This is a genomic window from Colwellia sp. F1 (assembly GCF_056238625.1).
This window is the reverse complement of the sequence record NZ_JBWDLI010000012.1, coordinates 1-26,831: the sequence shown is the minus strand read 5'-3', so window position 1 is coordinate 26,831 and position 26,831 is coordinate 1. Positions and strand designations below refer to the sequence as shown.

The following is a 26,831-nucleotide window of genomic DNA, read 5'->3' as shown; positions in this document are numbered from 1 at the left end:
TACCGGTGAAAAAGACAAAAAGACAAAAAACACAATAAGGTTAATTAAATAATAATAAAGGTTGCTAACGCCCTCAGGGATAACAACCTTTTTAAAAACCTAGTACCTAGTGCCTAGTACCTAGTACCTAGTACCTAGTACCTAGTACCTAGTACCTAGTACCTAGTACCTAGTACCTAGTACCTACACAACCATACCAATTTGGAAGATAGGCAAATACATGGCAATAATTAAGCCGCCAATCACCACCCCTAATACAGCCATTATCATGGGCTCTAATAGCGCAGTTAAATTGTCAACGGCATTGTCAACTTCGGTTTCATAAACAGTGGCAACTTTACTCAGCATTTCATCAACAGCGCCAGACTCTTCACCTATTGCTACCATTTGAATGACCATATCAGGAAATATGCTACTATTTTTCATCGCTAAATTCATTTGCATACCAGATGATACCTCAGAGCGTACCTCTAAAATGGCATCCCGAAATACTGCATTACCCGAAGCGCCAGCAGCGGAGTCTAAGGCGTCTATTAAAGGGACGCCGGCGGCAAAGGTCGTTGAAAGTGTTCGTGCGTAACGGGCAACAGCGGCCTTTTCAAGTAAGTCACCAATCACCGGTAACTTTAAAATTTTCTTATCTACTTGGTCTCTAAACTTTAAACTGTTTCTGTGGGCTCGTTTAAATAAAAAGATAAAAGCAAAAATAGCGCCTAAGGCAAAGTACCAATAGGCCACCATAAAATCTGAAATACCAACAACAAATAAGGTAAAGCCGGGTAATTCAGCGCCAAAGCCGGCAAATATTTCTTGAAACACAGGCACCACAAAAATTAATAAAATTGAAGTCACCACTGCTGCTATCACTAATACGGCAATAGGGTAGGTCATCGCTTTTTTAATTTTAGCTTTTAATGCTTCAGCTTTTTCTTTGTAAGTGGCAATACGGTCGTAAATAGTTTCTAATGCACCAGACTGCTCACCAGAGGCGACTAAATCACAGTAAAGATCATCAAAATACAATGGGTGTTCGCGTAAGCAGTCAGACAAGGGAATGCCTGATGCTAGCTTGTGGCCTATTTCTCCCAAAAGTGTTTGTACCTTGCCGTTGCTATGTCCTTTACCTATCATTTCAATGGTTTGTACTAAAGGAACACCAGCGCCTAACATGGTGGCAATTTGTCGTGATATAACCGCAATATCGCTAGGGGTGATGGCTTTGTCGCCACCTAAACCAAATAAAGGTTTTGCTTTTTTCTTTACTTTTTTCGGGGTAATACCTTGCTTGCGCAGCTGCGCTTTTAACTCAAGTATATTATTAGCAGCTAGTTCACCGCTAATAGCTTTTCCCTTACGGTTAATTCCTTGCCATGTAAACACATCTAAAGGTTTAACTTTAACTGTTTTATTTTTTGCTACTGCTGTTGCCATAACCTCACCTGTTCTTTATTTATATTGGCGAGAATTTGAAAAAGTCTTCGCACGATTATTTTTATTTTTATACCCTAGTACCTAGAGCCTAATACCTAGAGCCTAGTACCTAGTACCTAGAGCCTAGTACCTAGAGCCTAGTATCTAGCAGCTTATTCCTAAAACCTAGGCCTCTCTCTTTACGAACTTGTCACTCGGTTTATTTCTTCAAGGCTAGTCATGCCGCTCATGGCTTTTTCTAAACCAGATTGACGTAAATTGTTGTATCCCTCTTTTTGACACTGCTCGGCAATATCTAATGAGTTGCCGCCCTCCATTATAATAGCGGCTATGGTTGGGCTTATTTTAATTACCTCATAAATACCCACGCGACCTTTATAGCCACCAGTACAGTGTTCACAGCCTACAGGCTTATATAGGGTTATGTCACTAAACTTGTCGGCGGGAAAACCCTGTTCAGCAAGTTGAATGTCTGAAAGTTCTTCTCTAACTCTACATTTTGGACATAAACGACGTGCTAGCCGTTGAGCAATAATAACGGTTACCGAGCTGGCAACGTTGTATGAAGGAACCCCCATATTTAATAAACGGGTCAGGGTTTCAGCGGCAGAGTTGGTATGTAAGGTTGACAAAACCAAGTGTCCGGTTTGGGCAGCTTTTATGGCGATTTCTGCTGTTTCTAAATCTCGAATTTCACCCACCATGACTACGTCAGGGTCTTGGCGTAAAAACGAGCGTAAAGCACTAGGGAACGTTAAACCGGCACGGTTATTAATTTGCACCTGGTTAATGCCTTCTAAGTTAATTTCTACGGGGTCTTCTGCGGTAGAAATGTTGCGCTCTTCGGTGTTTAGAATGTTAAGGCCAGTGTAAAGCGAGACGGTTTTACCTGAGCCGGTAGGGCCCGTAACTAAAATCATCCCTTGAGGTTGTCCTAAGGCTTCCATGTATATTTCTTTTTGGAGCGGCTCATACCCTAGCATATCAATCCCTAACATTGCGCTAGAAGAGTCGAGAATACGCATTACAATTTTCTCTCCCCACATAGTGGGTAGGGTACTGACACGAAAATCGATAGATTTTTTCTTCGAAAGCGCCAGTTTTATGCGGCCATCTTGTGGCACTCTGCGCTCAGCAATATCAAGCTTTGCCATTACTTTTAGGCGGGCTGACATTCGGGCTGACAAACTGGCTGGGGGTTTGGCTATTTCAGACAAAATGCCGTCAATACGAAAACGAATACGAAAGGTTTTTTCATAGGGTTCAAAGTGTAAGTCAGACGCGCCTTTTTTAATTGCGTCTAATAAAATTTTGTTTATAAACACTACAATGGGAGCGTCATCTTCTCCTTTGCCAACACTGTTGTCTTCTTCGTCATCAGTGTCGTTATATGCGTCTAACCCCGATAGCTCTTCCGAGTCAATATCACTTATATCTAAAGCGTCGCTGTCAGCTTCTAATATTTTTTCAATGCAGGCATTTAGCCCATATTCATCGGTTAAGATTAATTCAGTGCTATAGCCAGTGTTAAATTGTATTTCTTCTAAAGCGTCAACGTTGGTTGGGTCAGACATGGCAACAAACAACACTTTACCGCGTAAAAATAGCGGCAGTGCATTGTGTTTGCTAATTAATTTTTCATTGCGGACACCTTCAGGCAGTAAAGTGGTGTCAAAATTACTTAATTGAATATAAGGGTAACCAAAGGTGTCAGACAAAATAGCTGCAATTTTTTTACCATCAATATTTTTATCATCAACTAAATAACGTATGAATGATTTATTTTTACCAGCATAATCACTCACAATGCTGTCAACACTGTCTAAGGGAATAAGTTGCTCATTAGAAAGAGCAGATAAAACGCTGGATTGATGATGGCTTCCTTTCATAACTGCTACTGATAACCTTTTGAATAAGCTAAATGAAAATGTTAAATTTTAGTGTAACGCAATTAGAAAGGAAATGGCAAAATAATTACTCATAATCAATGGGGTCAGAGTAAATTGATTAAGCGTAATTCAGGCAAGCAAGTTAATTATAAGCTAAGCTTGTCTAACAGTTTGTATTTTTTAAGGATAAAAAATGCCGCGTTTACCTCGTTTAAATTTAAATAATATCCCCCAACATGTCATCCAGCGTGGCAATAACAGACAGGCTTGTTTTTATTATGAGCAGGACTATCAGGTTTACCTTACAAAATTGCTTGAATACAGTAATAAGTATAAAGTGGATATTCATGCCTTTGTTTTAATGACAAACCATGTTCATTTACTTGCAACGCCAAGAATTCCGAATGGTGTTAGTTTAATGATGCAGTCACTTGGTCGTTATTATGTTAGGTATTTTAATCAAAGTTATAAGCGTTCAGGAACGCTATGGGAAGGGCGTTTTAAGTCTTGCTTGGTAGATAGTGAAAATTATTTTTTAACTGTAACTCGTTATATAGAGTTTAACCCTGTGCGTGCTGCAATGGTAAAAAAGCCGGAACAATATTCTTGGTCAAGTTACCACCATAATGCACTTGGCAAACAAATTAAACTATTAACAGAGCATCAGTGTTATATAAACCTTGGCACGTCACCTGAACTGCGACAAGAGGCTTATCGGCGGTTATGTGAACAATATTTAAATGAAAAAACAATAAACGAAATAAGAGAGGCTGTTAATAAGTGTTATCTATTAGGCTGTAATGGTTTCAAGCAGCAAATGGAAGCAAAGGTTGGGCACAAGTTATCGCCAAAACCAAAAGGAGGCGATAGAAAATCTGCGAAATATTTAAGTAGAAAATCGACATAAGAATAACACTTATCAGGATAAATAGATAAATCAATTCACTCTGACCCCTTTGATTATTCTTGATCTATTTGATCTGACCCCTTTGATTCTTATCAGGATAAATAGATAAATCAATTCACTCTGACCCCTTTGATCCCTTTGATTATGCAGCAACAAAAAAGCTCCCGAAGGAGCTTTATTATGAGGTAAAATAGAGGTGGTAAGATATTTAAGAAATCAACTTACTCTGACCCCTTTGATTTCATGACCCCTTTGATTTCAAGCAGCAAATGGAAGCAAAGGTTGGGCGCAAGTTATCGCCAAAACCAAAAGGAGGCGATAGAAAGTCGGCGAAATATTTAAGTAGAAAATCGACATAACAATAACACTTATCAGGATAAATAGATAAATCAATTCACTCTGACCCCTTTGATCCTGACCCCTTTAATCCCCCTTTGATTTTTCTTGATCCTTCCCCAGCAACAAAAAAGCTCCCGAAGGAGCTTTAGAATTAGGTCAAATAGAGGTGGTAAGATGTTTTGATATTTAAGAAATCAACTTACTCTGACCCCTTTGATCTTATCTTTTTGATCTTATCTTTTTGATCTGATCATTTGATTAACAAAGACCAGCATCTAAGCAGTTTCCACCACGAGTCCAAGTTACACTGCCATTAGTTGTTGTTGCACCCGTCAATGAGAAAGTCAAATCAGTAGCTGCATCATTTTGCATTGTAGAGGTTACAGTGACAACAGGAGCCGTTGCAGTGCCACTAATTACTACATGTTTAACTAGATCAGCATCCGACCAACCATTTGTATTAGCTGTACTCCCATCTGTTCCATCATCAATAGCACCACAGTTATGTGTAGTAGCTGTTCTAGTTTGAACACATAAGTCAATAGCTGTTTTAGCTGGTGTTGCGGCTAAAACCACTTCAGCAAATGCTGCTCTATCCGAATAAGTTTTATAAGCCGGCAATGCCACCGCGGCTAAAATACCGATAATCGCTACCACGATCATTAATTCAATTAGCGTAAAACCTTTTTGTGCTTTTTTTGTCATTGTTGTTAAGTTTTTCATATTGTTTATTCCATTATTTATTTTCGGGGACTGCAGTCAATATGCGACAATTTTTTATAAATGTAAAATATTGTTGCAGCTTATTTCGTTTTTATCGGTATTTAATTAATTATTAACTTTCAGTTAACAAGTCAACTTGCATTTTTTAACAAAGCAGAGGTGAAAAAGCTAGAAATTTAATAAATAATTCTCGTTTCGCTTTTTAATGAGAAAATTACGTAAATTAATAGTAACTATTGATTAAGTAAATTAGCCAATTAAAAAACTGTCTCAAATATAACGAAGTTAATTCACTTGTAAAGCATGAAAGGTATAAATATTAATAGTTTTGCATCATAAAGCACCTTTTTACCGCATAAGTGTTGTTTTAATCAGCAGTGGGGGTTATGTAAATGGGGCGTTGCTGGCTTAACCTGTTGTTTTTTCGCTTGTTGCTTTGTTTTTGTTATATCTAAGTAGTATATAATATAAGCGGGTTGGTAATGCACAGAGCACGGCACAAAGCACGGTATAAAAACATAAAGCAGCGCCCACAGCGCAAAAACTAAACTAACATAGGGTGACTTTATAGCATGCATTGCTAAGCGCTTTTGCTAAATGTGGTTAATAGCACAGTACATTAATTACTTTTTATTTGCTTTTTATTAGAGAAGGCAGGTGATTTTGTTTTCATTCTTCTGTATAATCCGCGCTCCCTACGTTACAAACTGTCTTTTAAATGGTCTGTTTCTTTGGTTTATTTGGCAATTAACTTAAATTTTAATTGGTTTTCAAATAGTTATACCTTTGATGTGGGTGATTAAAAAGGCGCTAGGCTCGATACTCGAAGGGGTAATGGCGTAGCCTATTATTAACCGACAATACCAATATAAGCAAAGCAATAAGCTACGCCTGTATGTTTTGTCATTTAAGTAACATTTTATAAATTGGGTTTTTTAATGAAAACTTTTGTAGCTAAACCAGCAAGCGTACAACGCGAATGGTTCTTAGTGGACGCCGAAGATAAAACTTTAGGCCGTATCGCTACTGAAATTGCAACCCGTTTACGCGGTAAGCATAAACCAGAATATACTCCTCATGTTGATACAGGCGATTACATCGTTGTTATTAATGCTGAAAAAGTAAAAGTAACGGGTAACAAAGCGAAAGGTAAAATTTACTATTCGCATACTGAATTCCCTGGTGGCCTTAAGCAAATTAGCTTTGAACAGCTAATTGATAAAGCCCCTGAGCGCGTTCTTGAATTTGCAGTGAAAGGCATGTTACCTAAAGGTCCTTTGGGTCGCGAAATGTTCCGCAAATTAAAAGTGTATGCCGGTGCTGAGCACACGCATACTGCACAACAACCACAACTTTTGGAGCTTTAAGCAATGGCTGATAATCAATATTACGGTACTGGTCGTCGCAAGAGCTCTACTGCTCGTGTGTTCATGAAAGCTGGTAACGGTGCAATTACAATTAACAAACGTGACATTTCTGAGTATTTCGGACGTGAAACAGCGCGTATGGTTGTTCGTCAACCATTAGAGTTAGTTGAAATGTTAGAAAAGTTTGACTTTAACATCTCTGTAGAAGGCGGTGGTATTTCTGGTCAAGCGGGCGCAATTCGTCACGGTATTACTCGTGCGTTAATGGAATTTGACGAAACATTACGCTCTGGCTTACGCCAAGCAGGTTTTGTTACCCGTGATGCGCGTAAAGTTGAACGTAAGAAAGTGGGCTTACATAAAGCACGTAAGAAGCCACAATTCTCAAAACGTTAATTTTCGTCATGCTCAGCATTTATGCTGCGTTGTTATCGTTATTCGCCCCAGTCATTTAGTAAATCTAAACTCAGGGGCTCATAACTCAAACGCCTTGCATAAATACCGAACATTTAGAAAATGCAATTCGTTTTATTTTGCGAATTCAAAAAACCGGCCTTGTGTCGGTTTTTTTATGTCATTTTTTTACCCTTCTTTACCTTTATAATGATAAGCATCAAAAAAATTCAATGTCTGCTATACTTTGCGTGCATTTTACCTTGTAAAAAACGACCTATTTCTTTATGATCATAAAAATTTTTGTCGATGTACCTTTGGTATAAACTTGATCAAGTAAATATAAGGCATATTGTTCATTCATACTGGAATAGAGTATGGGTAATAAAGCTTAAACTTATTACTTGGTAATCAATAATAAATTGGAGAGTGTGAATGAGCAATGTGCCTGTAAATAACGGCCGCAGACGCTTCTTAACGGCAGCAACTGCTGTTGTTGGTGGTGCGGGTGTGGTCGGTGTGGCTGTGCCTTTCATTGGTTCTTGGAATCCAAGTGCTCGCGCGAAAGCAGCGGGTGCTCCAGTAGAAGTCAATGTAGGTAAAATAGAGCCTGGTCAATTAGTCCGTGCAGAATGGCGTGGTAAACCTGTTTATGTTGTTAAGCGAACAGAAGAAACCGTTAATAACTTAGCCAAGCACGACGACCAACTACGTGATCCTAATTCAGATGAAGCTCAGCAACCTGAATATGCCACTAATGCCTATCGCTCTATAAAACCAGAGTATATGGTTGCTTTAGGGGTTTGTACTCATTTAGGCTGTGCACCTACACACCATAATGGCGACTTCGACCAATTTGTTGAAGGGGTAAGCCAAGGTTTCTTCTGCCCTTGTCATGGTAGTAAGTTTGATATGGCTGGCCGTGTATTTCAAGGGGTTCCTGCACCGTTGAATTTAATGGTTCCTGAGCATTCATTTACCGATGACAACACGTTATTAATTGGTATTAGCGAAGGAGAAGCGTAATGTTTACAAACTTTATGGCTTGGATAGACAAGCGTTTGCCAGTAACTGATGCTTGGAACAAGCATGTTGCGCAATACCCAGCCCCTAAAAACTTTAACTTTTGGTACTTTTTTGGCTCGTTAGCCATGTTGGTGTTAGTGAACCAAATTTTAACGGGCGTGTGGTTAACCATGAGTTATGAACCGTCTGGTGATGGTGCATTTGCCAGTGTTGAATACATTATGCGTGACGTTGACTACGGTTGGTTGCTACGTTATATGCACTCAACGGGCGCGTCAGCATTTTTTATTGTGGTTTATTTGCATATGATGCGTGGCCTTATGTATGGCTCGTATCAAAAACCGCGTGAGTTGCTGTGGATCTTCGGGATGTTGATCTTCTTGGTATTAATGGCTGAAGCATTTATGGGCTATTTATTACCTTGGGGTAATATGTCGTATTGGGGGGCGCAAGTAATTATATCCTTGTTTGGTACCATTCCAATTATTGGCGATGACTTAACACTTTGGATCCGTGGTGATTACGTTATTTCAGGAGCTACTTTAAACCGATTCTTTGCTTTGCATGTCATTGCGCTACCTCTTGTGTTGGTTATTTTAGTCTTTTTGCATATTTTGGCATTACATGAAGTTGGCTCAAACAACCCTGAAGGTACTGATGTTAAGCAACCTAAAGGCAGTGTTAAGCCTGAAGATCAAAGTAAATTTACCTTCCATAAACAATATACTGACAAATACGATATTGTAGATGCGATACCGTTCCACCCATACTATTCTGTAAAAGATATTTTAGGCGTGGCGGGTTTCCTTATTATCTTTTGTTGGGTAATGTTTTTTGCCCCTGAAGGCGGTGGATACTTTATTGAAGCGCCAAACTTTGAGCCAGCTAATGGCTTGAAAACCCCTGAGCATATTGTTCCTGTTTGGTATTTTGGTCCATTCTTCACGGTATTACGTATAGTGCCTGACCCATTATTTGGTACGCTGGCCATGTTTGGCGCCATTATTATGTTGTTCTTGTTGCCTTGGTTTGACCGTGGTGTAGTGAAGTCGGTTAAATATCGTTCTAAGTTACATTTACTTAATTTAATTCAATTTTCAATCAGTTTTATTGTATTGGGCATATTAGGTACTATGCCAGCAACACCAACCGCTAACATGATTGGTATTGTTGCTGCCTTTGGTTATTTCGGCTTCTTTGTTGCACTTTGGTTGTATTCTAAGAATGAGAAATGTAAGCCTGTACCAACGAGGATCTCACACTAATGAAAAATTTAATTAAAGTATTTGCTTTTGGTTTGGCAACGCTGGTATCAGTGTCTGCATTAGCGGCTGGACCAAGCATGGCCTTAGACAAAGCCAATAATGATTTAACCGATAAAGAATCGTTAAGAAATGGCTTTACTACTTATATTAACTATTGCCTAGGTTGTCACCAATTAGAATATCAACGTTATAACCGTACCTTTGCTGATTTAGATATTGATGAAGCAGACGGTGTTGCTAATTATATGTACACAGGTGAAAAGGCCGGTGACCACATTACTAACAATATGCCTAAAAAAGAAGCGGCACGTTGGTTTGGTACTGCGCCACCTGACTTAACCCTAGCTGCACGCTTACGTAGCCCAGACTGGATATATACTTATTTACGCTCTTTTTATATTGACGAAAAACGTCCATTTGGCGTAAATAATACTTTATTTAAAGATGTTGGTATGCCGCATGTACTGCAAGATTTGCAAGGTGTGCAAATTAAAGTGGTTGAACAAGAAGCGATAGCAGCAGATTCAGAAAAAGGTATAAAAGCTCAAGCACAAGTGAGCCATTTAGAGCCTGCAATGGGAGGTAGCTTAACGGCAGAAGAGTATGATGTAGTGGTACGTGATCTAACTAACTTTTTAGAATACGTTGGTGAGCCAAGTAAATTAGAACGACAAAGCCTAGGCTATAAAGTCCTTATTTTCTTGTTTATATTCTTTATTCTTGCTTATTTCCTTAAAAGAGAATATTGGAAAGACGTACATTGATAATATGTTAATAACAATTTAGGCGACATGTTATCTCGCTTGTATTGTTATATGTTTTTTAGCGCGTATGACTTCTCATTTTTGGGGTGTCATCGCGTTTTTGTTTCTAAAGAATAGGAGGCCCCATGGCCGTAGCAGCAAATAAACGTTCAGTAATGACGTTATTCTCGCATGCAGATGACATGTATAGTCATCAAACACGTATAGTATTGGCAGAAAAAGGCGTTGGCGTTGATATTAACTATGTTGACCTAGCAAACTTACCCGAAGATTTATTAGATTTAAACCCTTACGGTACAGTGCCAACATTAATTGACCGTGAGTTAGCCCTTTATGAAGCTAAAATTATTATTGAATACTTAGATGAACGTTTTCCTCACCCCCCATTAATGCCTGTTTACCCTGTGTCACGTGGGCGTAGCCGCTTAATGATGCACCGTATTGAAAGTGACTGGTATAGTTTGGCAGACACAATTTTAACGGGCGATGCTGCCGCAGCGGCTAAAGCACGTGGTGAATTGAAAGAGAGCTTGATCAGTGTTGCACCTATTTTAAACGAAGCGCCTTACTTTATGAGTGAAGAATATAGCTTAGTTGATTGCTACTTAGCACCGTTATTATGGCGATTACCGGCTTTTGGTATTGAGCTTGATGGTCAAGGTTCAAAAGAGCTTAAAACTTATATGTTACGTTTGTTTGAGCGTGAGTCATTCCAAGCTTCCTTAACTGAAGCAGAGCGCGAATTACGCTTTGGACACCCAGCGTAATGGATACCAAGACGCCAATGAAAATGAGCTCTAACAAGCCCTATTTAGTCGGGGCTTTTTATGACTGGATTTCAGACAATGATTTAACGCCTTACATTGTAGTAGACGTAAGTGTTTATGGTGTTTTGGTGCCAATGTCTTATGTCAATGATGGCCAAATAGTGTTAAATATTGCCGCACAAGCGGTAGGCAGTATTGCTATGGGGGAAACTGCGATTGAGTTTAGCGCGCGCTTTGGCGGTAAACTTGAACACATGACAGTACCTTATGGCGCGATAGTGGCTATTTACGCAAAAGAAAATGGTGCGGGTACCTCATTTCAAATAGAGCACCCGAGCGACGATGAACTTACTGCAAAAGATGAGGTGAAAGCAACGCCTAAAGCCAAACCAAGCTTAAGTAGTGTTTCATCTGGTGATAAAAAAATAGAGCCGAAAAAATCGACTAAAAGTAAAGCGAGCTTAAAAGTAATTAAGTAAGTACATCAAAGGGGTCAGAGTAAATTGATTTTTTACTAAAAATCAATTTACTCTGACCCCTTTTTATTTTTTACTTTTTATAGGTATTCAAAGGCTTTAAATACTTTGCTAACGCCACTAATGTTACGGGCAACGTTCACTGCTGCGTCTGCTTCACGCTTTGTTACAAGCCCCATTAAAAAAACTTCACCATTTTCAGTGAGCACTTTAATGTCTTTGCCATTGATTTTTTTGCTAGCAAACAGGGCTGTTTTTACTTTAGACGTTAGCCAAATATCATTAGTTTTGGTAGTAACAGAGCTAACATTACCGATGCGAATTTGGTTATGAACCCTGACCACACCATTGATATTATGAATAATCTTAATGGCTTGATCCCTAAGGTGTGTTGTAGGTGCTTGTCCCACAATTAATACTGACCCATTAACACTGGTAAGGTGTAAATTAGTATTACTGTACAGTGTTTTGTTTTTTGCTATTTGGTTGTAAGCTGCCACCTGAATGCTTTGGTCATCGATTTGGTTACCGATACTACGGCGATCTGTCGCCATGCTTGCACCCGTGGTAATAGCAACCACAGCAACGGCTGTGGCACAACCTTGCAAAACACCGATTATCATTAACAGGCTTATTAGCTTAGTGAAGCCAGAGAACTTAGGTTGTTTGATTGCAGATGTAATAGCCATGGCCAATTAAGACTCCGATTGTGGAAATAAAGTGGTATCAATAATTTCACATAAACAATGCAATACAATTAAGTGAACCTCATTGATGCGGGCTGTTCTAGAAGAGGGCACACGAATTTCTATGTCATTTTCACCTAATAAACCAGCAATGGCGCCACCGTCATGCCCGGTTAGCGCAATAATAGGCATATCGCGCGACACTGCGCTTTCTACCGCTTTTATAACATTTTGTGAATTACCACTGGTTGAAATAGCGATTAATATGTCATTGTTATTACCGAAGGCGCGAACCTGTTTGGAAAACACATCATCGTATTGGGCGTCGTTGGCTATTGAGGTAATAACCACGCTACCAGCGACAAGTGATATCGCCGGTAAGCTAGGGCGTTCGGCTTCAAAACGATTCAGTAATTGAGAACAAAAGTGCTGTGCGTGTCCTGCCGAGCCACCATTACCACAAGCGAGCATTTTATTTCCTGCTAATAAACACTGCACCATCATTAAACCTGCTTGCTCAATTGCGCTAGATATCGCTTCTGTGGCGGCTATTTGGGTTTGAATGCTTTCGGTAAAATTGTTTTGGATCTGTTCTAACATGTAGGGTAACTAACTCCAGGTTGTATTATTGTTTACATTGCCTGTTAAGGTATGTATTTAAAGCGGTAAACTTCAAGTAAACACTTGATATATTGTATTAAAGTATGTAATTAAAAAGCATTTTTAAGCCAAGTAATGTTCGGCTGGTTTATGTCTCCTTCTAGGGCAATAACGTCAAACCTGCATGGGGTATTATATTCATTTAAATTGGCTTTATGCAGAAAAAATGCAACACAATGTTTAATTTTTTGTTGTTTAGTTCGCGACACGGCAGCAATTGCTCCGCCAAAGTGATTATTTTTACGATACTTGACTTCCACAAATACGAAAGTTTGGCCATCTTGCATTATAAGGTCTATTTCGCCTTGTCGGCAATGAACATTGCTAGCAACAAATATCAAGCCTTGCTGTGTTAGATACTGTTTAGCGAGCGCTTCTGTAACTTGTCCTTTACTATGGCTAGTAGGGGGATTATTCCATAACAATTGGGATCACCTTATTGTTTTTGTATTGTCCCCAAATAAGGCTGCGAGTGAGAATATTGTTGTCATTTAGCGTAAGTACACCTGTTTGGCCAAAGTGACGAATATAAGGTGCTTGCTCCATTAACGCTACCTTGCTTAATAGCTGGTAGCTATCAAACCCCATGGCAAATATTCTGGATAAACTATCAGAACGTTTAGGCCATAGGCTGTTACTTAGTTGGTTTAGTGCTTCATTTTGCTGGGGTGACGCCAGTAACCAAGGAATTTGGGTAAAAGTTAACCCTTGTAAATCGTTGGTGCTGCTTAGGCTATGTTTATCATTAAAGCTACTGTGGCTGCGCGAACTGGCGTATACGGGGATAATGCTGGCAAAAGGGCTAATGTTAACATCGATATAAGGCTTAATTAAGCGTGTTTGCGCCGCACTTCCGATCAGGTAAATCATGTCTATATCACGACGGTTTCTAGGCTCTGCTTTAATGTTGTGTTTCAGACGACTATTTAATTGTTTTATGCGGTTTTGACTGCTATTGATGTCAAGGTTCTCTTTTAAGCTGTCTTGCATTTTTGTGCCCTGGTCAAAATAAACAATGTCGACCGAGCTGCCGGTTGATGTTTGCCATTGCTGGCTAAATGCTAAGGCAATGCGTTTTGATACATTGTCGTTATGGCTTAAAATGATTGGGTTTTGATAGTGACGTTGGCTTAAGGTGGCGGCAGCTTGCACGGCTTCATCTTCAGGGCGCATTGACAAAGCAACTTGGTTAGCAGCAAGTTGATGTTGGGAAGATAAATTAAGCAACAGGGTTGGCACTTGCAGTGAGGCATGTTGTGTACTTAATGTTAAAAACGTTTCCACATTAGGTATTAATAAAGGGCCAATAAGGTGATCGATATTAAGGTCGGTAAATTGCTGTGCTAGGTTGTCCCAGTTCACTTGGTTAGTATCAATAAAGAAAATATTGCTCTGGGTATCATTGTGGGTACTGTTTTGATAAGCAGCTAATATTCCTTGCTGCGCTGCTAAACCGGCTTGTTGCTGACTACCGCTAAGGGGTAATAAAATAGCAACATTTTCAATTTTTTTAAGAAAACCAGTCTTTGCGCTGTATGCTACAGTGGCTTCCACTTTATCAGCAATTTTGTTTTCAAGCGTACCTTCTGCAACGGTATGAATTGTATTTGCTACATTAGCTTGGCGGCCACTTTCCACTAGTTCGACACGCTGGTGAAGCGTTAAATTGTCTAAGCGTAGTTGTTCAATTAACTGTGCTGCTGGATGCGTTGGGTGTTGTTGTTGCCATAAGGCTAAATAGCGAGAAAACTGCTTTGGATTAGCACCAAACCTATGGCTGTAATTGAGTAGCTTTGCCCACCCGTTGATAAGTGGCGGTTTTTCGTTAATAAGTTGTTGGAGTTGCCATTGCGTTAACACGGCTAGTTTGTGCCAAATAGCTTGTGCACTCTCTTTTGTTGGTTTGGGGGTTAACGCAAAAGCATTGAGTTGTGCGGCAAGAGCAGAAATGTGTTTACCTTGAGTGGTTAATAGCTTATTTAAGATTAAATAATAATGGTAATTTAGCTGTAAGCTAGGCGTTTTTTGCTGTTTATGAGTATAGTTGACTAGTTTTTTAGCAAGCTCTAATTGTTTTTGTGCTTGCGCTAAGTAGGCAGGGTTGACTAAATTATGGTTGAGTGAGTTCGGTTTGGGTAAGGTCTGCCCAGTCAGGCTAAGCTCCAATAAACTATGTGCTTTAATTAGCAGTAGTTGATATGTGTTTTGGTCGCTGTCTTGCGGTGTTTTTGCAATTTCATTGGCAAGCCACAATGCTTTTGTAAAGTTTTCTTGTTGGAGATACAGTTGAGCTGCTTCAATTAACAGCATACTGATGGTCGCTTGTTGTGCTTGCTGTTGCTCAGTTGTTAGTTGCTGTGCATCTTTTTGCATTTTTGTAAGTAAAGACTGAGCTACAGCGAGCTTCTTTTCAGCTGTTTGGCCAGCGGCTACTGCTTTGGTAACTGTTTCTAATGAGGTGTCACGTTCTTTTATGGTAGGCTTAGTGCTACAAGCGGTGATTAATAATATTAATACCAGCAGAATAAAAGGAATAATAACCTGCTTTGATTTTAATAGACTAAACATTAGAAAATTAGTTTGGCTCAAGTGAAGAAATCCATGCGTTTTTAACTCTGTGTAGGGTTATAATAAACGCCATTGCGTAGAGTCTCAACTAAATACTCTACCTTTATACCCAAGCCAGTTCAAAAGAGCAATTGAGGTGGTTTGGGTATATTTGTATCAATTAAAGAAGTAAGTTGAAATGAGTGAAAATAGCATAATTCCCGGTACCTTATATATAGTGTCTACACCTATAGGCAACTTAGGCGATATAAGTGCAAGAGCCTTATCGGTTTTGGCTCAAGTAGACATAGTTGCTTGTGAAGACACTCGTCATACGCAACGATTAATGTCAGCCCATGCCATTAAAAATAAGACATTGTCGATGCATGATCATAACGAACGCCAACGTCAAGAGTATATAGCGCAGTTATTGCAAGAAGGTAAAAGTATTGCTCTGGTGTCTGATGCGGGGACCCCGTTAATTAGTGATCCGGGCTTTCATTTAGTTAGGCATTGTCGTAGTTTGGGATTAACAGTGTCACCAATACCAGGCGCTTGTGCTGCGATTGCCGCTTTAAGTGTTGCGGGCTTACCAACCGACAGGTTTTCTTTTGAAGGTTTTTTACCTTCCAAATCAGGCGCACGACAAAGTACCTTATTAGCGTTAATTAACGAGCCGAGAACCATGGTTTTTTATGACGCCCCTAGACGTGCCATTGATACAATAAAAGACATAGTTGCTACCTTAGGCGGAGAACGATACGTGGTTATTGCCCGTGAGTTAACAAAAACCTTCGAAACAGTGCATTCTGACACCGCTGACAACCTACTCGCCTGGCTTGAACAAGACGCTAATCAGCTTAAAGGTGAGATGGTATTAATTATTGAAGGTTATAAAGCTTGCCCAGATGAAATCTCTGCAGAAGTAATTAACACATTAAAATTACTACTTGTTGAAATGAAACCCAAAAAAGCGTGCGCTATTGTTGCTCAAATTTATGGAGTAAAAAAGAACGCCCTCTATGACCTTGCGCTAAGCCTTAAAGTGTAATGCTCTAAATACCCTTTTTAATAAGCCAGCCATAATAACCGTTAAGTTGGCTTTTACTTTTTAAATTTGCCAGCCATATTACCCCTCTTTATTTAACATGGCTGGCAGATTAAGCCGTTTTCACCAATCTAGCATGGGTGGCTCAATAATATTTTTCGTTTTATAATAACCTTTCTTGCTCATTATAAAGTGAACAGGTAGAATGCAGGTCGAGTTGACTAGACAATCGCTGCTTGCTGAATTTATTTAGCAAGGGGAGGAAAGTCCGGGCTCCGATGAGCAGGGTGCCAGGTAACACCTGGGCGGCGCAAGCCGACGACAAGTGCAGCAGAGAGAAGACCGCCGATGACTTTCTTAATTTTTTAAGCAAAAGAACAGGTAAGGCTGAAAGGGTGCGGTAAGAGCGCACCGGGTTGCTGGTAACAGTAATTGCAGGGTAAACTCCACCTGGAGCAAGACCAAATAGGGTTTCATGATTATTTGACATCAGTTTAAATAATATAAGCGTGGCTCGCGTGGAAACCGGGTAGGTTGCTTGAGCCTTAGAGCGATTTAAGGCCTAGACGAATGATTGTCACTTCCTTTGGAAGATACAAAACCCGGCTTATGATGTTAGCTCACAATTTTAGTGACCGCTTGATTTATAAATGTAATTCAAGCGGTTAACCTTTGTAAATCATTACTACTTCAGTTCATTTATGTTTTAAGCTGTATTTATGCACTATTTAGGCAGGCATGAGCATTCGCTAAGCCATGTGTGCGCTGCAATCCAACATGTTGACTAAATTCACTTAAATGTTCAGCAGTACCTACTGCGCCAGTGAAGATGCGTTCAAACTCTGTGGTTAATTTTAACCAGCTTTTATCATTGATATGAAGCCTTTTTAAAATACTAGCGGCTTTATTGTTAATCGTACCACGTTTACCTTCATGCAATATACGTCCTGTTTCATCAATTAAAGTTAAGTAATCTTGAAAGCTAAAGTGAATGCCGGTGGGCTTTTCGTGGTGTTCATTGCCTGCAAAGGGTAAAAGATTGGTAGGTTGCTTGCCACGTATTGCCGCTTTGATCCGCAACTGAATACTGGTAAAGTTTGACTGCTCGGGGGTGGGCGAAATGCCTGCGCGTATGGGGTTTAAGTCAACATATGTCATGCACGACAGTAGCGCACCTTCATCAAGTAAGGCTTGCGATTTAAAGCGTCCTTCCCAAAAGTGGCCTTTGCACTGATCTTCACGGTTCGCTCGTCTGGCTATTGGCTCATTCAATGAGCGCATAAACCAGCTAATATCCATTAAACGCTGCTTATATATATTTGCTGAGCTCTCCACCATTGCAAGTTGAAATTGATCGAGCGGTTGTTTATTCGAATATTGTTGGGTTAACAATGTACCCTTGAATAGCTGGTGCCAGCGCTGTAATACCTCGCCAGTTGTCCAGTTTTTTACTTGCTTATGGTCAACGTGCAACACAAGGTGTAGGTGATTGTGCATTACGGCATGGGCGCAAATATTAATGGCAAATACTTGCGCTAATTTAAATAATCGTTTTTCAATCCATGCACGTCTATGTTCATAGCTTATACCTGTTTCTTTATCTACCCCGCATAAAAAAGCCTTGCGAACCGTACGGCTACAAATATGATAATACGGGGTATCTACTAAACTAATTTGTTGTGAACGCGGCTTAGGCATAATTATGACCAAATTTAATGAGGGTAAATGAAGTGTAGTTGACAATGTAGGTTATGCCTAATTTTTCACCAATCTAACATGGGTGGCTCAATAACATTATGTCTAACTTTTCACCAACCTAACATGCCTGGCTCAATAATATTATATTAATATTTCGTTCTAATACTCATCATTTAGGTAAGTAATGAGATCTTTTGTTTAAAAAAGCTTATGTTTAATGCAGTTTAACCCACTTGCTATTAATTAATTTGGTATAACAATTTGGTATTAAAGAGCCTTGATCTAATAACAGTCAATGCAATACACTATAAAGCCTGTAAATAACAATAAGAATCATGATTTTAAAACAATTGGCGAACTAGCCATATAACGCACTAGGAAAAATAAAAAATGACAGATTTTCGTCAACAAGCACTTGATTATCACGCACTGCCAACCCCAGGGAAAATTAGCGTAGCGTTAACAACCCCAGCAGAAACAAGTGCCGATTTATCACTGGCGTATAGCCCAGGTGTTGCTGAGCCAGTAAGAGAAATAGCAGAAAATCCTGATAATGTTTATAAATATACAGCCAAAGGAAATACAGTAGCCGTTATTACTAATGGTACGGCTATTTTAGGTTTAGGTAATTTAGGCCCTATGGCAGCAAAACCGGTTATGGAAGGTAAGTCATTATTATTCAAGCGTTTTGCAAATATAGATTCCTATGATATTGAAGTAAAAAATAAAACCGTTGAAGATTTTGTTAATACCGTGGCGAATATTGCAGACAGTTTTGGTGGTATTAACCTTGAAGATATTAAAGCACCAGAGTGTTTTGCTATAGAGAAAGCTTTAATTGAGCGCTGTAAAATACCTGTGTTTCATGATGACCAACATGGCACTGCCATTGTTACCGCAGCAGGCATGATGAATGCTTTAGATATACAAGGTAAAGAAATCAGTCAAGCCAATATTATTTGCTTGGGGGCTGGGGCTGCAGCTATTGCTTGTATGGAGTTATTGGTTAAATGTGGTGCTCAGCGTGAAAGAATTTACATGCTCGACACAAAAGGTGTAATACACACACGTCGTGATGACTTAAACGAATATAAAAAACTATTTGCCAATAATACCGATAAGCGTACATTAGACGATGCTATTGCAGATGCCGATGTTTTTATTGGTGTATCAGGACCTGATTTGTTATCGCCAGAGCAAGTGAAATTAATGGCACCAAAACCGGTTATTTTTGCTTGTTCAAACCCTGATCCTGAAATAATGCCAGAAGTGGCTTTAGCGGCGCGCGAAGATGTTATTATTGCGACAGGCCGTAGTGATTATCCAAACCAGGTTAATAATGTTTTATGTTTTCCATTTATTTTTCGTGGTGCTTTAGATGTACGCGCTCGCATTATTAATGATGAAATGAAGATTGCAGCGGTTCATGCGATTCGTGCTTTAGCCAAAGAGCCTGTAACTGCTGATGTTTTAACAGCAAGTGGTAAAAAAGAGTTAAGCTTTGGTAAAGACTATATTATCCCTATGCCTATGGATTCTCGTTTGTTAGCAACAGTGGCGAAAGCGGTTGCTCAAGCAGCAGTTGACTCTGGTGTTGCAGCATTACCAATGCCAGAGAACTATATGTCTCTATAATATAATCTCGTTGGTTTTATAATAAAAAAGGTATTGATAAGATGATTATCAATACCTTTTTTACTGAAACGGTATTCTTACCTATTAAAACAACCTATTGAGCCCATTTAATGCTGCAACACGAAAAGCTTCAGCCATTGTTGGGTAATTAAAAGTCGTATTAACAAAGTACTCTATTGTATTGCCGCCATTGGTTTGTTGCATAATGGCTTGGCCAATGTGAATAATTTCTGCTGCATTTTCACCAAAACAGTGAATCCCCAATATTTCTTTAGTGTCACGGTGAAAGAGTATTTTTAAAGAGCCAACTAAGCTGTTAGCAATTTGTGCTCTGGCTAAGTGTTTAAATTGCGCTCTACCAACTTCATAAGGTACTTTCGCTTCGGTTAGCTCTTGCTCATTTTTGCCTACAGAGCTAATTTCTGGAATTGTATAAATACCAGTTGGAATGTCTGCAATGAGCATGGCGGTACTTTGATGGTCTATCATTGCAGAAGCTGCTAATCTGCCTTGGTCATAAGCAGCACTGGCTAAGCTTGGGTAGCCGATGACATCACCTACCGCATAAATATTGTCAACCTGTGTTTGGTATTTATTATTTACCTTCACCTGCCCGCGCCCATCTACGGGTAACCCTGTATTCTCTAATTTTAAATCAGCTGTGTTGCCAGTACGTCCGTTAGCAAATAATAAGCAGTCGGCTCGCATTTTTTTACCCGATTCTAAGTAAACAACGACTGAGTGTTCACTTGTTTCCACTTGTTTTATTTGTTCCCCATGCCGAATTACAACACCATTATTCCAGAGGTGATAACTTAAGGAGTCTGATATTTCATCGTCTAAGAATGAAAGCAGGCGTTCACGGGTGTTAATTAAATCTACTTTTACACCTAAACCGCGAAATATTGAGGCGTACTCACAGCCTATAACCCCAGCACCATAAATAATAATAGAGCTTGGTTCATGCTTAAGTGAGAGAATAGTGTCAGAGTCATACACGCGTGGGTGGCTAAAGTTAATATCGTCGGGTCTATAAGGGCGAGACCCCGTTGCTATCACCATTTTTTCAGCGGTTATTGTCTCTATTGAACCATCACTTTTTATAATTTTCAGGGTGTTGGTATCAATAAAAGAGGCTTCGCCGGTAATGAGCTCAACTTTGTTACGTTCATAAAAACCACTACGAAGTTGCACTTGTTTGCTGATAACGGAGGATGCGTGACTTAAAATTTCCGCACAGGTTAAGCGCTTAGCTTTGTCATGCCCACGAAATAAGGGGCTAGCATTGTATTCAGTTAAACGGCTAACACTTTGGCGTAATGCTTTTGAGGGTATTGTTCCCCAATGAGTGCAACCACCACCAACGTCTTTGTAACGTTCTATAATAGCGACTTTTTTATTTTCTTTAGAAAGTTTCATCGCAGCACCCTCGCCACCAGGTCCTGTCCCTATAATGATTACATCATAATCAAATTTATTTTTAGTCGATGTTTTGTTATCACTGGTTAACTTTTTTGTATTCGCTTTAGCCAAAAGACTCTCCCCTAAACCCTGTTTCTATCAATATCATTTATTGTGAAATTTTAGCAGGATTTAGAGGGAATGGTAATGAATGGATCATTATTTACTGCTTAGCTGTATTAGAAATGGCTTAATTAATTATTAAGCGAGTTTTTCAGTTAGCATTTGCCAGTTTTTTTGCTGCAGTGATAATTTACGCTTTAATTCTTTATACTGTTTCATCAAGTCAGACTTTTCAACATCAGCTATAACTTGTTCACGTTTTGCCGCCAGTAAGGTTTTACGTATTTGGTAGTAATCATTTAGCTTTGTTATCAATAAATCGTACTCTTGTTGTAGGTGTAATAAAGCCTGCTCAGGATTGGGTAAGTGAATTAACTTATCTTTGCTACGTTTTAGGGTCATAGCTAAGCGCATTTTTATGATTTTATCTTCGGGGCTGGTGCGTAACTTAGTAGTTAAGCCTAACCACTGACAACTTTTAATTAGCCATTTTGTTGGGTCGAACTGCCACCAACGAATACCGTTTCTATAATCATGTTCAAACAGGTGATGAAAATTGTGATAGCCTTCACCAAAAGTGAGTAAGGCTAAAAAGCCATTGTCTCTGGCGGTATTTTTGTCTGTATAGGTTTGTTTACCCCAAATGTGCGCAAGGGAGTTAATAAAAAAGGTGGTGTGATGGCTTAACACTAAACGTAAAAAGCCAACTAATAAAATACTAATAAGCAAATTGCCCTGCCATACACCAAAAGCAATCGGTATGCCTACGTTCATGCCAATGGCAAGTAATAAGTAATGTTTATGTTGCCACATTACTATATTATCTTTTTGTAAGTCGCGGGCGTTGGTATAATCATGGTAACGGTGCGCTTGATACTCTCTACACATCCACCCTATATGAGAGTACCAAAAACCTTTTTTTGCGGAATAAGGATCTTTGTCATTGTTATCAACATGTTTATGATGAATTCTATGATCAGAAGACCAGTGTAAAATACTATTTTGTAATGCAAATGCGCCACCTAGCGCGAAAATAAAGCGTAAACTCCAATGAGCTTGATATGTTTTATGTGACCATAAACGGTGGTAGCCCGCAGTAATCGACATGCCGCAATAAATGAAGCAGATTAAAGCAAATACTATTTCTGTATTGGAAAAACCAGCGGTAATGGCTCTATAAGGGACTGCAATAATAGCCACCAAAAAGGTGATTACAAATAGGGTGACGTTAAGCCAAACAATAGGGGGTTTCTTCATTTTATCTCTCTAACTGAGCACGGCTAAAAATATAACGGAATTTTTCATTTAAGTGTACACGTGTACACTAACATAGTATTTTAACGAGAACATTAGACCAGTCAAGTGGTATTATATATACGACATTATTAATATATTTTTACTCCTTTTGTTACAATAGGATAAGTTATCCTTTTCGACTATTTTATAAAAGAGGCTCATCATGAGTGGTATTCGTGCTCAGCAAAAAGAAAAAACTCGTCGATTACTCATTGACGCAGCTCTAAATCAGTTAAGTGCTGAGCGAAGTTTTTCAAGTTTAAGTTTACGCGAAGTGGCAAAAGAAGCAGGGCTTGCGCCCACTTCATTTTATCGTCATTTTAGCGATATGAATGAGCTTGGCTTAACACTTGTAGATGAAGCTGGTTTAACGTTAAGACAATTAATGCGCCAAGCACGGCAACGCATTGCTAAAGGTGGGTCGGTTATTCAAATATCGGTTGAAACTTTTATGGAGTTAATTGAAAGCAATGGGAATGTTTTTCGTTTATTGTTAAGAGAGCGCTCGGGTACTTCAGCAGCTTTTAGAGCAGCAGTAATACGAGAAATTCGCTATTTTACTATGGAGCTTCGTGACTATTTACAACAAGCGAATGACTTAGACTCAGAAGTTGCCTATTTACAAGCCAATGCGGCGGTAACTATTGTCTTTAGTGCTGGCTCTGATGCATTAGATATGGAAGATAAGTCAGAAAGAGCACAGTTATCAAACCAAACGATCCAACAACTGCGATTTATTGCTCGGGGGGCGGCAGAGCTTAGCGATAGACGAAAAATGTCAAAAAAAGACTAAATAGCTTAAAGAGACTTCTGTGTATTACTTTTTAGTAATATTACTTTCTAATTAATATAATACCAGTTTCAATATGTGGGGTGTAAGGAAATTGATCAAATAAAGCAAACTGTACAATGGTGTGTGTGTTCGTTAAGTCAGCTAAATTGTCTTTTAAAGTATGTGGGTTACAAGAAATATATATAATTTTATTAAAACGACGCACAAGTTCTATACTGTCTGGGTCTAGCCCAGCCCGCGGTGGGTCCACTAATACGGTGTCGTAGTTATAAGCCGTTAAGTCAAACCCTTGTAAACGTCTAAACTGTCGTTCTCCGTTCATAGCTTGGCTAAACTCTTCACTCGACATGCGCACAATATCTATATTGTTAATATGATTAGCCGCTATATTGACTTGTGCTGACTTTACCGATGTTTTAGATATTTCGGTGCCTAAAACACGTGTGAAGTTTTGAGCTAACGCAATACTAAAGTTGCCATTACCGCAATAAAGTTCAATTAAGTCGCCGCCTGTATCGTTTGTTGCTTGTTGCGCCCATAGCAACATTTTCTCATTTATACCACCATTAGGTTGCGTAAAACTGTTTTCAACTTGCTGATAAACAAATTGCTTCTGACCAACTTGCAGTGTTTCCATAACATAGTCTTTGTTTACTATGATTTTCTGTTTTCTTGCTCTGCCTATTATATCTACTGGCGCAATAGCAGAAAGTATATTTTTTAGTGCCTGAGCTTGTTCTTCCCAGTTTTCTTCTAATGGTTTGTGATAGAGCATACTAATCAGTAGCTCCCCACTTAAGGTTGACAGAAAATCTACCTGGAATAGCTTATAACGCAGTGTTGGTATATCTTTAATGGAGGTGAGCAAAGCTTTCATTGCTTGATTGATTAACTGACTTGCAATAGGAAACTCATCCACTCGAAACTTTTCTTTAGTGTCACTGTTAAACATAATGTAATAAAGATCATCGCCCTGATGCCACACTCTAAACTCTGCTCGTAAACGATAATGTAAAGGCTCTGATCGGAATACTTCAGCGGTGGGCAGCGAAAAATCAGATAATAAAGCAGTCATTGCTTGATTTTTCTCAATTAATTGCTGTTCGTAGTTGTCGGGATGAATATGACTAAACATAAATGTTTACCTTGTTGTTTACTAATATAGGCTACTTAAATAAGCCAAGACACTTTGCCATGTGAAGAAGCTTGCACATAGAAGTGCGCAATTCTAGCGGCAGATTAGAGTTTGTCTAGTATAGAGTGCTAGAACAGTAAAAAAACTTTGTTTAAGTTTTCACCAGCTCAGCCGATATAGACATAATTATTACGCGCATAGTCAATCAACAAAGAGAGAGATCATGAACCATATTAATAAGCCAGTTGGGTTTAATCCTATGGCAAATTCACCGCAATCTCAATATAACAATAAACATAGCCCCAGCACTGAAGCACAAGCCGCCGTTGGGCACAAACCACTTGATAATATTTCGTTAAGTAATAAATCAGCTATTGTATTTAAAACACTGCATCAGTCGATATCATTAAAATTTATATCAATTGACGGTTTTAATAAAGAAATAACCGAGCCAGAAACTCCCAATTCAACTATGTTTGACTTTGAAGCAGTCGCTAAAAATGTGATGTCATTTGTTAATTTAGGTTTAAGTGCTGCTAAATTAAAAGGCGCAAGTACAACTGAATTAGAAGAAATGTTAGGTCAAGCACGCCAGGGCGTAAATAAAGGAATTGATGAGGCAATTGAAGAATTAACCGGCTTGAATGTCCTCACTGAAGACCTTAGTAATGGTATAGAAAAAGCAAGAGATTTAATTTATAGCGGTTTAGATGAAACACAAGAAGCATTAGCTAATAATACGTTTAATATGCCAAACGATGTAGCTTCTTCAACACTTCAAACAACGAGCATTAATAGTAGTAATTATACTGCGCAATCAGTGAGTAGTGATTTAGCAATTACCACCACTGATGGTGATATTGTTAATATTACCTTTAAGGCATTAAAACAAAGCCAGGAGAGTGATGCCATAAAACATTCTTCTGAGCAGGGGGCTGCAAAATTGAGTTATCAAGGTCAGTCATCTCAAATGAATTTTAGTTATATGGTGCAAGGAGACATAGACAAAGATGAAATGGAAGCAATACAGTCACTGATTACAGATATTAGTAAAATAGAAAATAGCTTTTTCTCTGGTAATATTGAGGAAGCTTTTACTAAAGCGCTCGATCTTGGTTATAACAAAGCACAACTAAGTTCGTTTACGTTAGATTTAAAACAGAGTCAAACAAGTTACGCTAGTCAAGCATATAGTCAAGTTGCAAGATATAATGAAGGTGGTGAGGGGGCGTTAAAAAATGTGGTGAAACCTGTTGTTGATTTTATAAGTGAATTTAACACGTTAAAAGATAATGCCAATAAGATATTAGCTAAAGAAGGCGACCACTTCAATCACATGCTTGAGTCGGTATTTAATGCCCAATTTGATCAAAGCCAACAGTTATTTTCTCAATTTAATCAATTTATTGAAAAGTTTGCGTAATATTTAGGCCAAGAGCGCTCAGATCCTATTATAAAAGGTTGATTAGTAAAGTACGCGAATAAAAAAACCCGGTTAATGCCGGGCTTTTAGTTTGAACTATACTCTGTAGTAGGCTTGTCAGTATCGAGTTACTTGTCTGACTCCACTCTTTCAGGACGCTCTTTAGCTTCTCTCACTTTTAATGTACGTTGTTGAAACTCTACATCATTTAAGGCCGTTATCGTTTTTTCTAAATCGCCAGATGACATTTCAACAAAACCAAAGCCTCTTCGCTTCCCAGTATGCTTATCTTTCATCAGTCTAACAGACTCTACCGTTCCATAATTAGCAAATAACTCTCGTACTGCTGTTTCATTAGCACGGTAAGGTAAATTCCCAACGTACAATGTTTTTATCTCACCAGTACTAGTAGTACTAGTACTGTTAGATGAAGTGCTAGGTTGGGCACTATCAGAAGAAGTACTTATTAGCGGTGTTATTAATGCGCAGACAAAAACAAAAATAGCCGCAACTAGGGCTGTGAAAGAAAAATAACTAAAAACAAAAAAAGTAATTAAAGCTAAAATTGCAGCAATAACTACTGTTGAAATGTTCGGAGACTTCATAATGGATACCTAATTATTATTTTAATATTATTTATAAGAACACAACGTAAAAATTGTATTTACATTGATATGTTACTCACCTTTCGTCATTGTGCAACTATTTTGTCCTTCTGAGGCTAAACAGTCTGTATGAAAAACCTGCAAAATAGTGCGAATATCTGAAGCAACAACGAAGAGTAGAGCGATATACAGACACTTAGTTCAATTTATCTGCGAACAAACAAAAACTTGAAAATAAAGCTTGAACCATTCTGAAAACTCTCTACAATGCGCTCCAGTTCCAAGGGGTTCAGCCAAAAAGCTTAACCAACAGGACGTTTTAATAAGTTATCTTAGTGCTTTTTAAGTAAATAAGTTAACTTAACGTGTTATTAACAGGTTTTGAAAGTTTTAAATAAACTTTTAAAAAAATGAAAATAAACGTTGACATTAAA

24 protein-coding genes and 1 other RNA gene are annotated in these 26,831 nt (G+C 38.8%); 13 read left to right on the top strand and 12 right to left on the bottom strand.

All coding sequences use genetic code 11. From position 1 onward, the window contains the following. Positions 1-183 precede the first annotated feature (183 nt). The gene (locus AC0UA9_RS12310; RefSeq protein WP_475660394.1) at positions 184-1,431 is read right to left on the bottom strand and encodes a type II secretion system F family protein; all 1,248 of its coding nucleotides are present in this window, start codon (positions 1,429-1,431) and stop codon (positions 184-186) included. A gap of 179 nt (positions 1,432-1,610) precedes the next feature. Next, positions 1,611-3,320: a type IV-A pilus assembly ATPase PilB gene (pilB, locus tag AC0UA9_RS12305; RefSeq protein ID WP_475660393.1), complete on the bottom strand. Its 1,710-nt coding sequence runs from the start codon at positions 3,318-3,320 to the stop codon at positions 1,611-1,613. 193 nt (positions 3,321-3,513) lie between these two features. Between pilB and AC0UA9_RS12300 the strand changes: the two genes are divergently transcribed. Further along, positions 3,514-4,227 carry a transposase gene (locus AC0UA9_RS12300; protein ID WP_475660392.1) on the top strand — a complete coding sequence of 238 codons (714 nt, stop codon included), beginning with the start codon at positions 3,514-3,516 and terminating at the stop codon, positions 4,225-4,227. A 597-nt stretch (positions 4,228-4,824) separates the two neighbouring features. Here the strand turns inward: AC0UA9_RS12300 and AC0UA9_RS12295 are convergent. Further along, positions 4,825-5,271, bottom strand: a complete 447-nt coding sequence (locus tag AC0UA9_RS12295; protein WP_475660488.1) for a pilin — start codon at positions 5,269-5,271, stop codon at positions 4,825-4,827. Positions 5,272-6,227: 956 nt separating this feature from the next. Between AC0UA9_RS12295 and rplM the strand changes: the two genes are divergently transcribed. The 7 genes from rplM to AC0UA9_RS12260 all read left to right on the top strand — a co-directional run bounded on the left by rplM (position 6,228) and on the right by AC0UA9_RS12260 (position 11,350). Beyond that, the gene (rplM, locus tag AC0UA9_RS12290; RefSeq protein ID WP_475660391.1) at positions 6,228-6,656 is read left to right on the top strand and encodes a 50S ribosomal protein L13; all 429 of its coding nucleotides are present in this window, start codon (positions 6,228-6,230) and stop codon (positions 6,654-6,656) included. 3 nt (positions 6,657-6,659) lie between these two features. After that, the gene (gene rpsI, locus AC0UA9_RS12285; protein ID WP_475660390.1) at positions 6,660-7,052 is read left to right on the top strand and encodes a 30S ribosomal protein S9; all 393 of its coding nucleotides are present in this window, start codon (positions 6,660-6,662) and stop codon (positions 7,050-7,052) included. Positions 7,053-7,484: 432 nt separating this feature from the next. Beyond that, a complete protein-coding gene (gene petA / locus AC0UA9_RS12280) occupies positions 7,485-8,075 on the top strand; it encodes a ubiquinol-cytochrome c reductase iron-sulfur subunit (protein WP_475660389.1) in 591 nt (196 codons plus the stop codon). Next, a complete protein-coding gene (locus AC0UA9_RS12275) occupies positions 8,075-9,340 on the top strand; it encodes a cytochrome b (RefSeq protein ID WP_475660388.1) in 1,266 nt (421 codons plus the stop codon). Before petA ends, AC0UA9_RS12275 begins: the two co-directional genes overlap by 1 nt. Continuing rightward, positions 9,340-10,104, top strand: a complete 765-nt coding sequence (locus tag AC0UA9_RS12270) for a cytochrome c1 (protein ID WP_475660387.1) — start codon at positions 9,340-9,342, stop codon at positions 10,102-10,104. Before AC0UA9_RS12275 ends, AC0UA9_RS12270 begins: the two co-directional genes overlap by 1 nt. A 125-nt stretch (positions 10,105-10,229) precedes the next feature. Further along, positions 10,230-10,871: a stringent starvation protein SspA gene (gene sspA, locus AC0UA9_RS12265; RefSeq protein ID WP_475660386.1), complete on the top strand. Its 642-nt coding sequence runs from the start codon at positions 10,230-10,232 to the stop codon at positions 10,869-10,871. A gap of 17 nt (positions 10,872-10,888) precedes the next feature. After that, positions 10,889-11,350, top strand: a complete 462-nt coding sequence (locus tag AC0UA9_RS12260) for a ClpXP protease specificity-enhancing factor (RefSeq protein ID WP_475660385.1) — start codon at positions 10,889-10,891, stop codon at positions 11,348-11,350. A 77-nt stretch (positions 11,351-11,427) separates the two neighbouring features. Here AC0UA9_RS12260 and AC0UA9_RS12255 read toward each other — a convergent pair whose 3' ends face one another. From AC0UA9_RS12255 to AC0UA9_RS12240, 4 genes are all read right to left on the bottom strand, one after another. Continuing rightward, on the bottom strand, positions 11,428-12,036 hold the full coding sequence (locus tag AC0UA9_RS12255; RefSeq protein WP_475660384.1) for a BON domain-containing protein: 609 nt from the start codon (positions 12,034-12,036) through the stop codon (positions 11,428-11,430). Between the two features lie 6 nt (positions 12,037-12,042). Beyond that, positions 12,043-12,633, bottom strand: coding sequence for a phosphoheptose isomerase (locus tag AC0UA9_RS12250; protein WP_475660383.1), 591 nt, complete (start codon positions 12,631-12,633; stop codon positions 12,043-12,045). 110 nt (positions 12,634-12,743) lie between these two features. Next, entirely contained in the window at positions 12,744-13,118 is a 375-nt protein-coding gene (locus AC0UA9_RS12245; RefSeq protein ID WP_475660382.1) for a YraN family protein, read from the bottom strand. Next, positions 13,105-15,282 (bottom strand): penicillin-binding protein activator, encoded by a 2,178-nt coding sequence (locus AC0UA9_RS12240; protein ID WP_475660381.1) that lies wholly within the window; start codon positions 15,280-15,282, stop codon positions 13,105-13,107. Before AC0UA9_RS12240 ends, AC0UA9_RS12245 begins: the two co-directional genes overlap by 14 nt. 157 nt (positions 15,283-15,439) lie before the next feature. On the opposite strand from AC0UA9_RS12240, the gene rsmI reads away from it, so the two are divergent. Beyond that, entirely contained in the window at positions 15,440-16,291 is an 852-nt protein-coding gene (gene rsmI, locus AC0UA9_RS12235) for a 16S rRNA (cytidine(1402)-2'-O)-methyltransferase (protein WP_475660380.1), read from the top strand. Positions 16,292-16,501: 210 nt separating this feature from the next. Beyond that, an RNA gene (gene rnpB / locus AC0UA9_RS12230) (RNase P RNA component class A) lies at positions 16,502-16,915 on the top strand. Between the two features lie 90 nt (positions 16,916-17,005). On the opposite strand, the gene AC0UA9_RS12225 is transcribed toward rnpB, so the two are convergent. Continuing rightward, positions 17,006-17,986 carry a transposase gene (locus tag AC0UA9_RS12225; RefSeq protein WP_475660379.1) on the bottom strand — a complete coding sequence of 327 codons (981 nt, stop codon included), beginning with the start codon at positions 17,984-17,986 and terminating at the stop codon, positions 17,006-17,008. 390 nt (positions 17,987-18,376) lie between these two features. Between AC0UA9_RS12225 and AC0UA9_RS12220 the strand changes: the two genes are divergently transcribed. After that, positions 18,377-19,621, top strand: coding sequence for a malic enzyme-like NAD(P)-binding protein (locus AC0UA9_RS12220; protein WP_475660378.1), 1,245 nt, complete (start codon positions 18,377-18,379; stop codon positions 19,619-19,621). Between the two features lie 84 nt (positions 19,622-19,705). Here AC0UA9_RS12220 and sthA read toward each other — a convergent pair whose 3' ends face one another. Beyond that, positions 19,706-21,154 (bottom strand): Si-specific NAD(P)(+) transhydrogenase, encoded by a 1,449-nt coding sequence (gene sthA / locus AC0UA9_RS12215; RefSeq protein WP_475660377.1) that lies wholly within the window; start codon positions 21,152-21,154, stop codon positions 19,706-19,708. A 129-nt stretch (positions 21,155-21,283) separates the two neighbouring features. Next, positions 21,284-22,402: an acyl-CoA desaturase gene (locus AC0UA9_RS12210; protein ID WP_475660376.1), complete on the bottom strand. Its 1,119-nt coding sequence runs from the start codon at positions 22,400-22,402 to the stop codon at positions 21,284-21,286. A gap of 202 nt (positions 22,403-22,604) precedes the next feature. On the opposite strand from AC0UA9_RS12210, the gene fabR reads away from it, so the two are divergent. Beyond that, on the top strand, positions 22,605-23,234 hold the full coding sequence (gene fabR, locus AC0UA9_RS12205; protein WP_475660375.1) for an HTH-type transcriptional repressor FabR: 630 nt from the start codon (positions 22,605-22,607) through the stop codon (positions 23,232-23,234). Positions 23,235-23,274: 40 nt separating this feature from the next. On the opposite strand, the gene trmA is transcribed toward fabR, so the two are convergent. Beyond that, positions 23,275-24,369, bottom strand: coding sequence for a tRNA (uridine(54)-C5)-methyltransferase TrmA (gene trmA / locus AC0UA9_RS12200; protein ID WP_475660374.1), 1,095 nt, complete (start codon positions 24,367-24,369; stop codon positions 23,275-23,277). A gap of 223 nt (positions 24,370-24,592) precedes the next feature. On the opposite strand from trmA, the gene AC0UA9_RS12195 reads away from it, so the two are divergent. After that, positions 24,593-25,792 (top strand): DUF5610 domain-containing protein, encoded by a 1,200-nt coding sequence (locus tag AC0UA9_RS12195; protein ID WP_475660373.1) that lies wholly within the window; start codon positions 24,593-24,595, stop codon positions 25,790-25,792. Between the two features lie 128 nt (positions 25,793-25,920). On the opposite strand, the gene AC0UA9_RS12190 is transcribed toward AC0UA9_RS12195, so the two are convergent. Next, complete coding sequence (locus tag AC0UA9_RS12190) at positions 25,921-26,397, bottom strand: RNA recognition motif domain-containing protein (protein ID WP_475660372.1); 477 nt, start codon at positions 26,395-26,397, stop codon at positions 25,921-25,923. Positions 26,398-26,831: the final 434 nt, after the last annotated feature.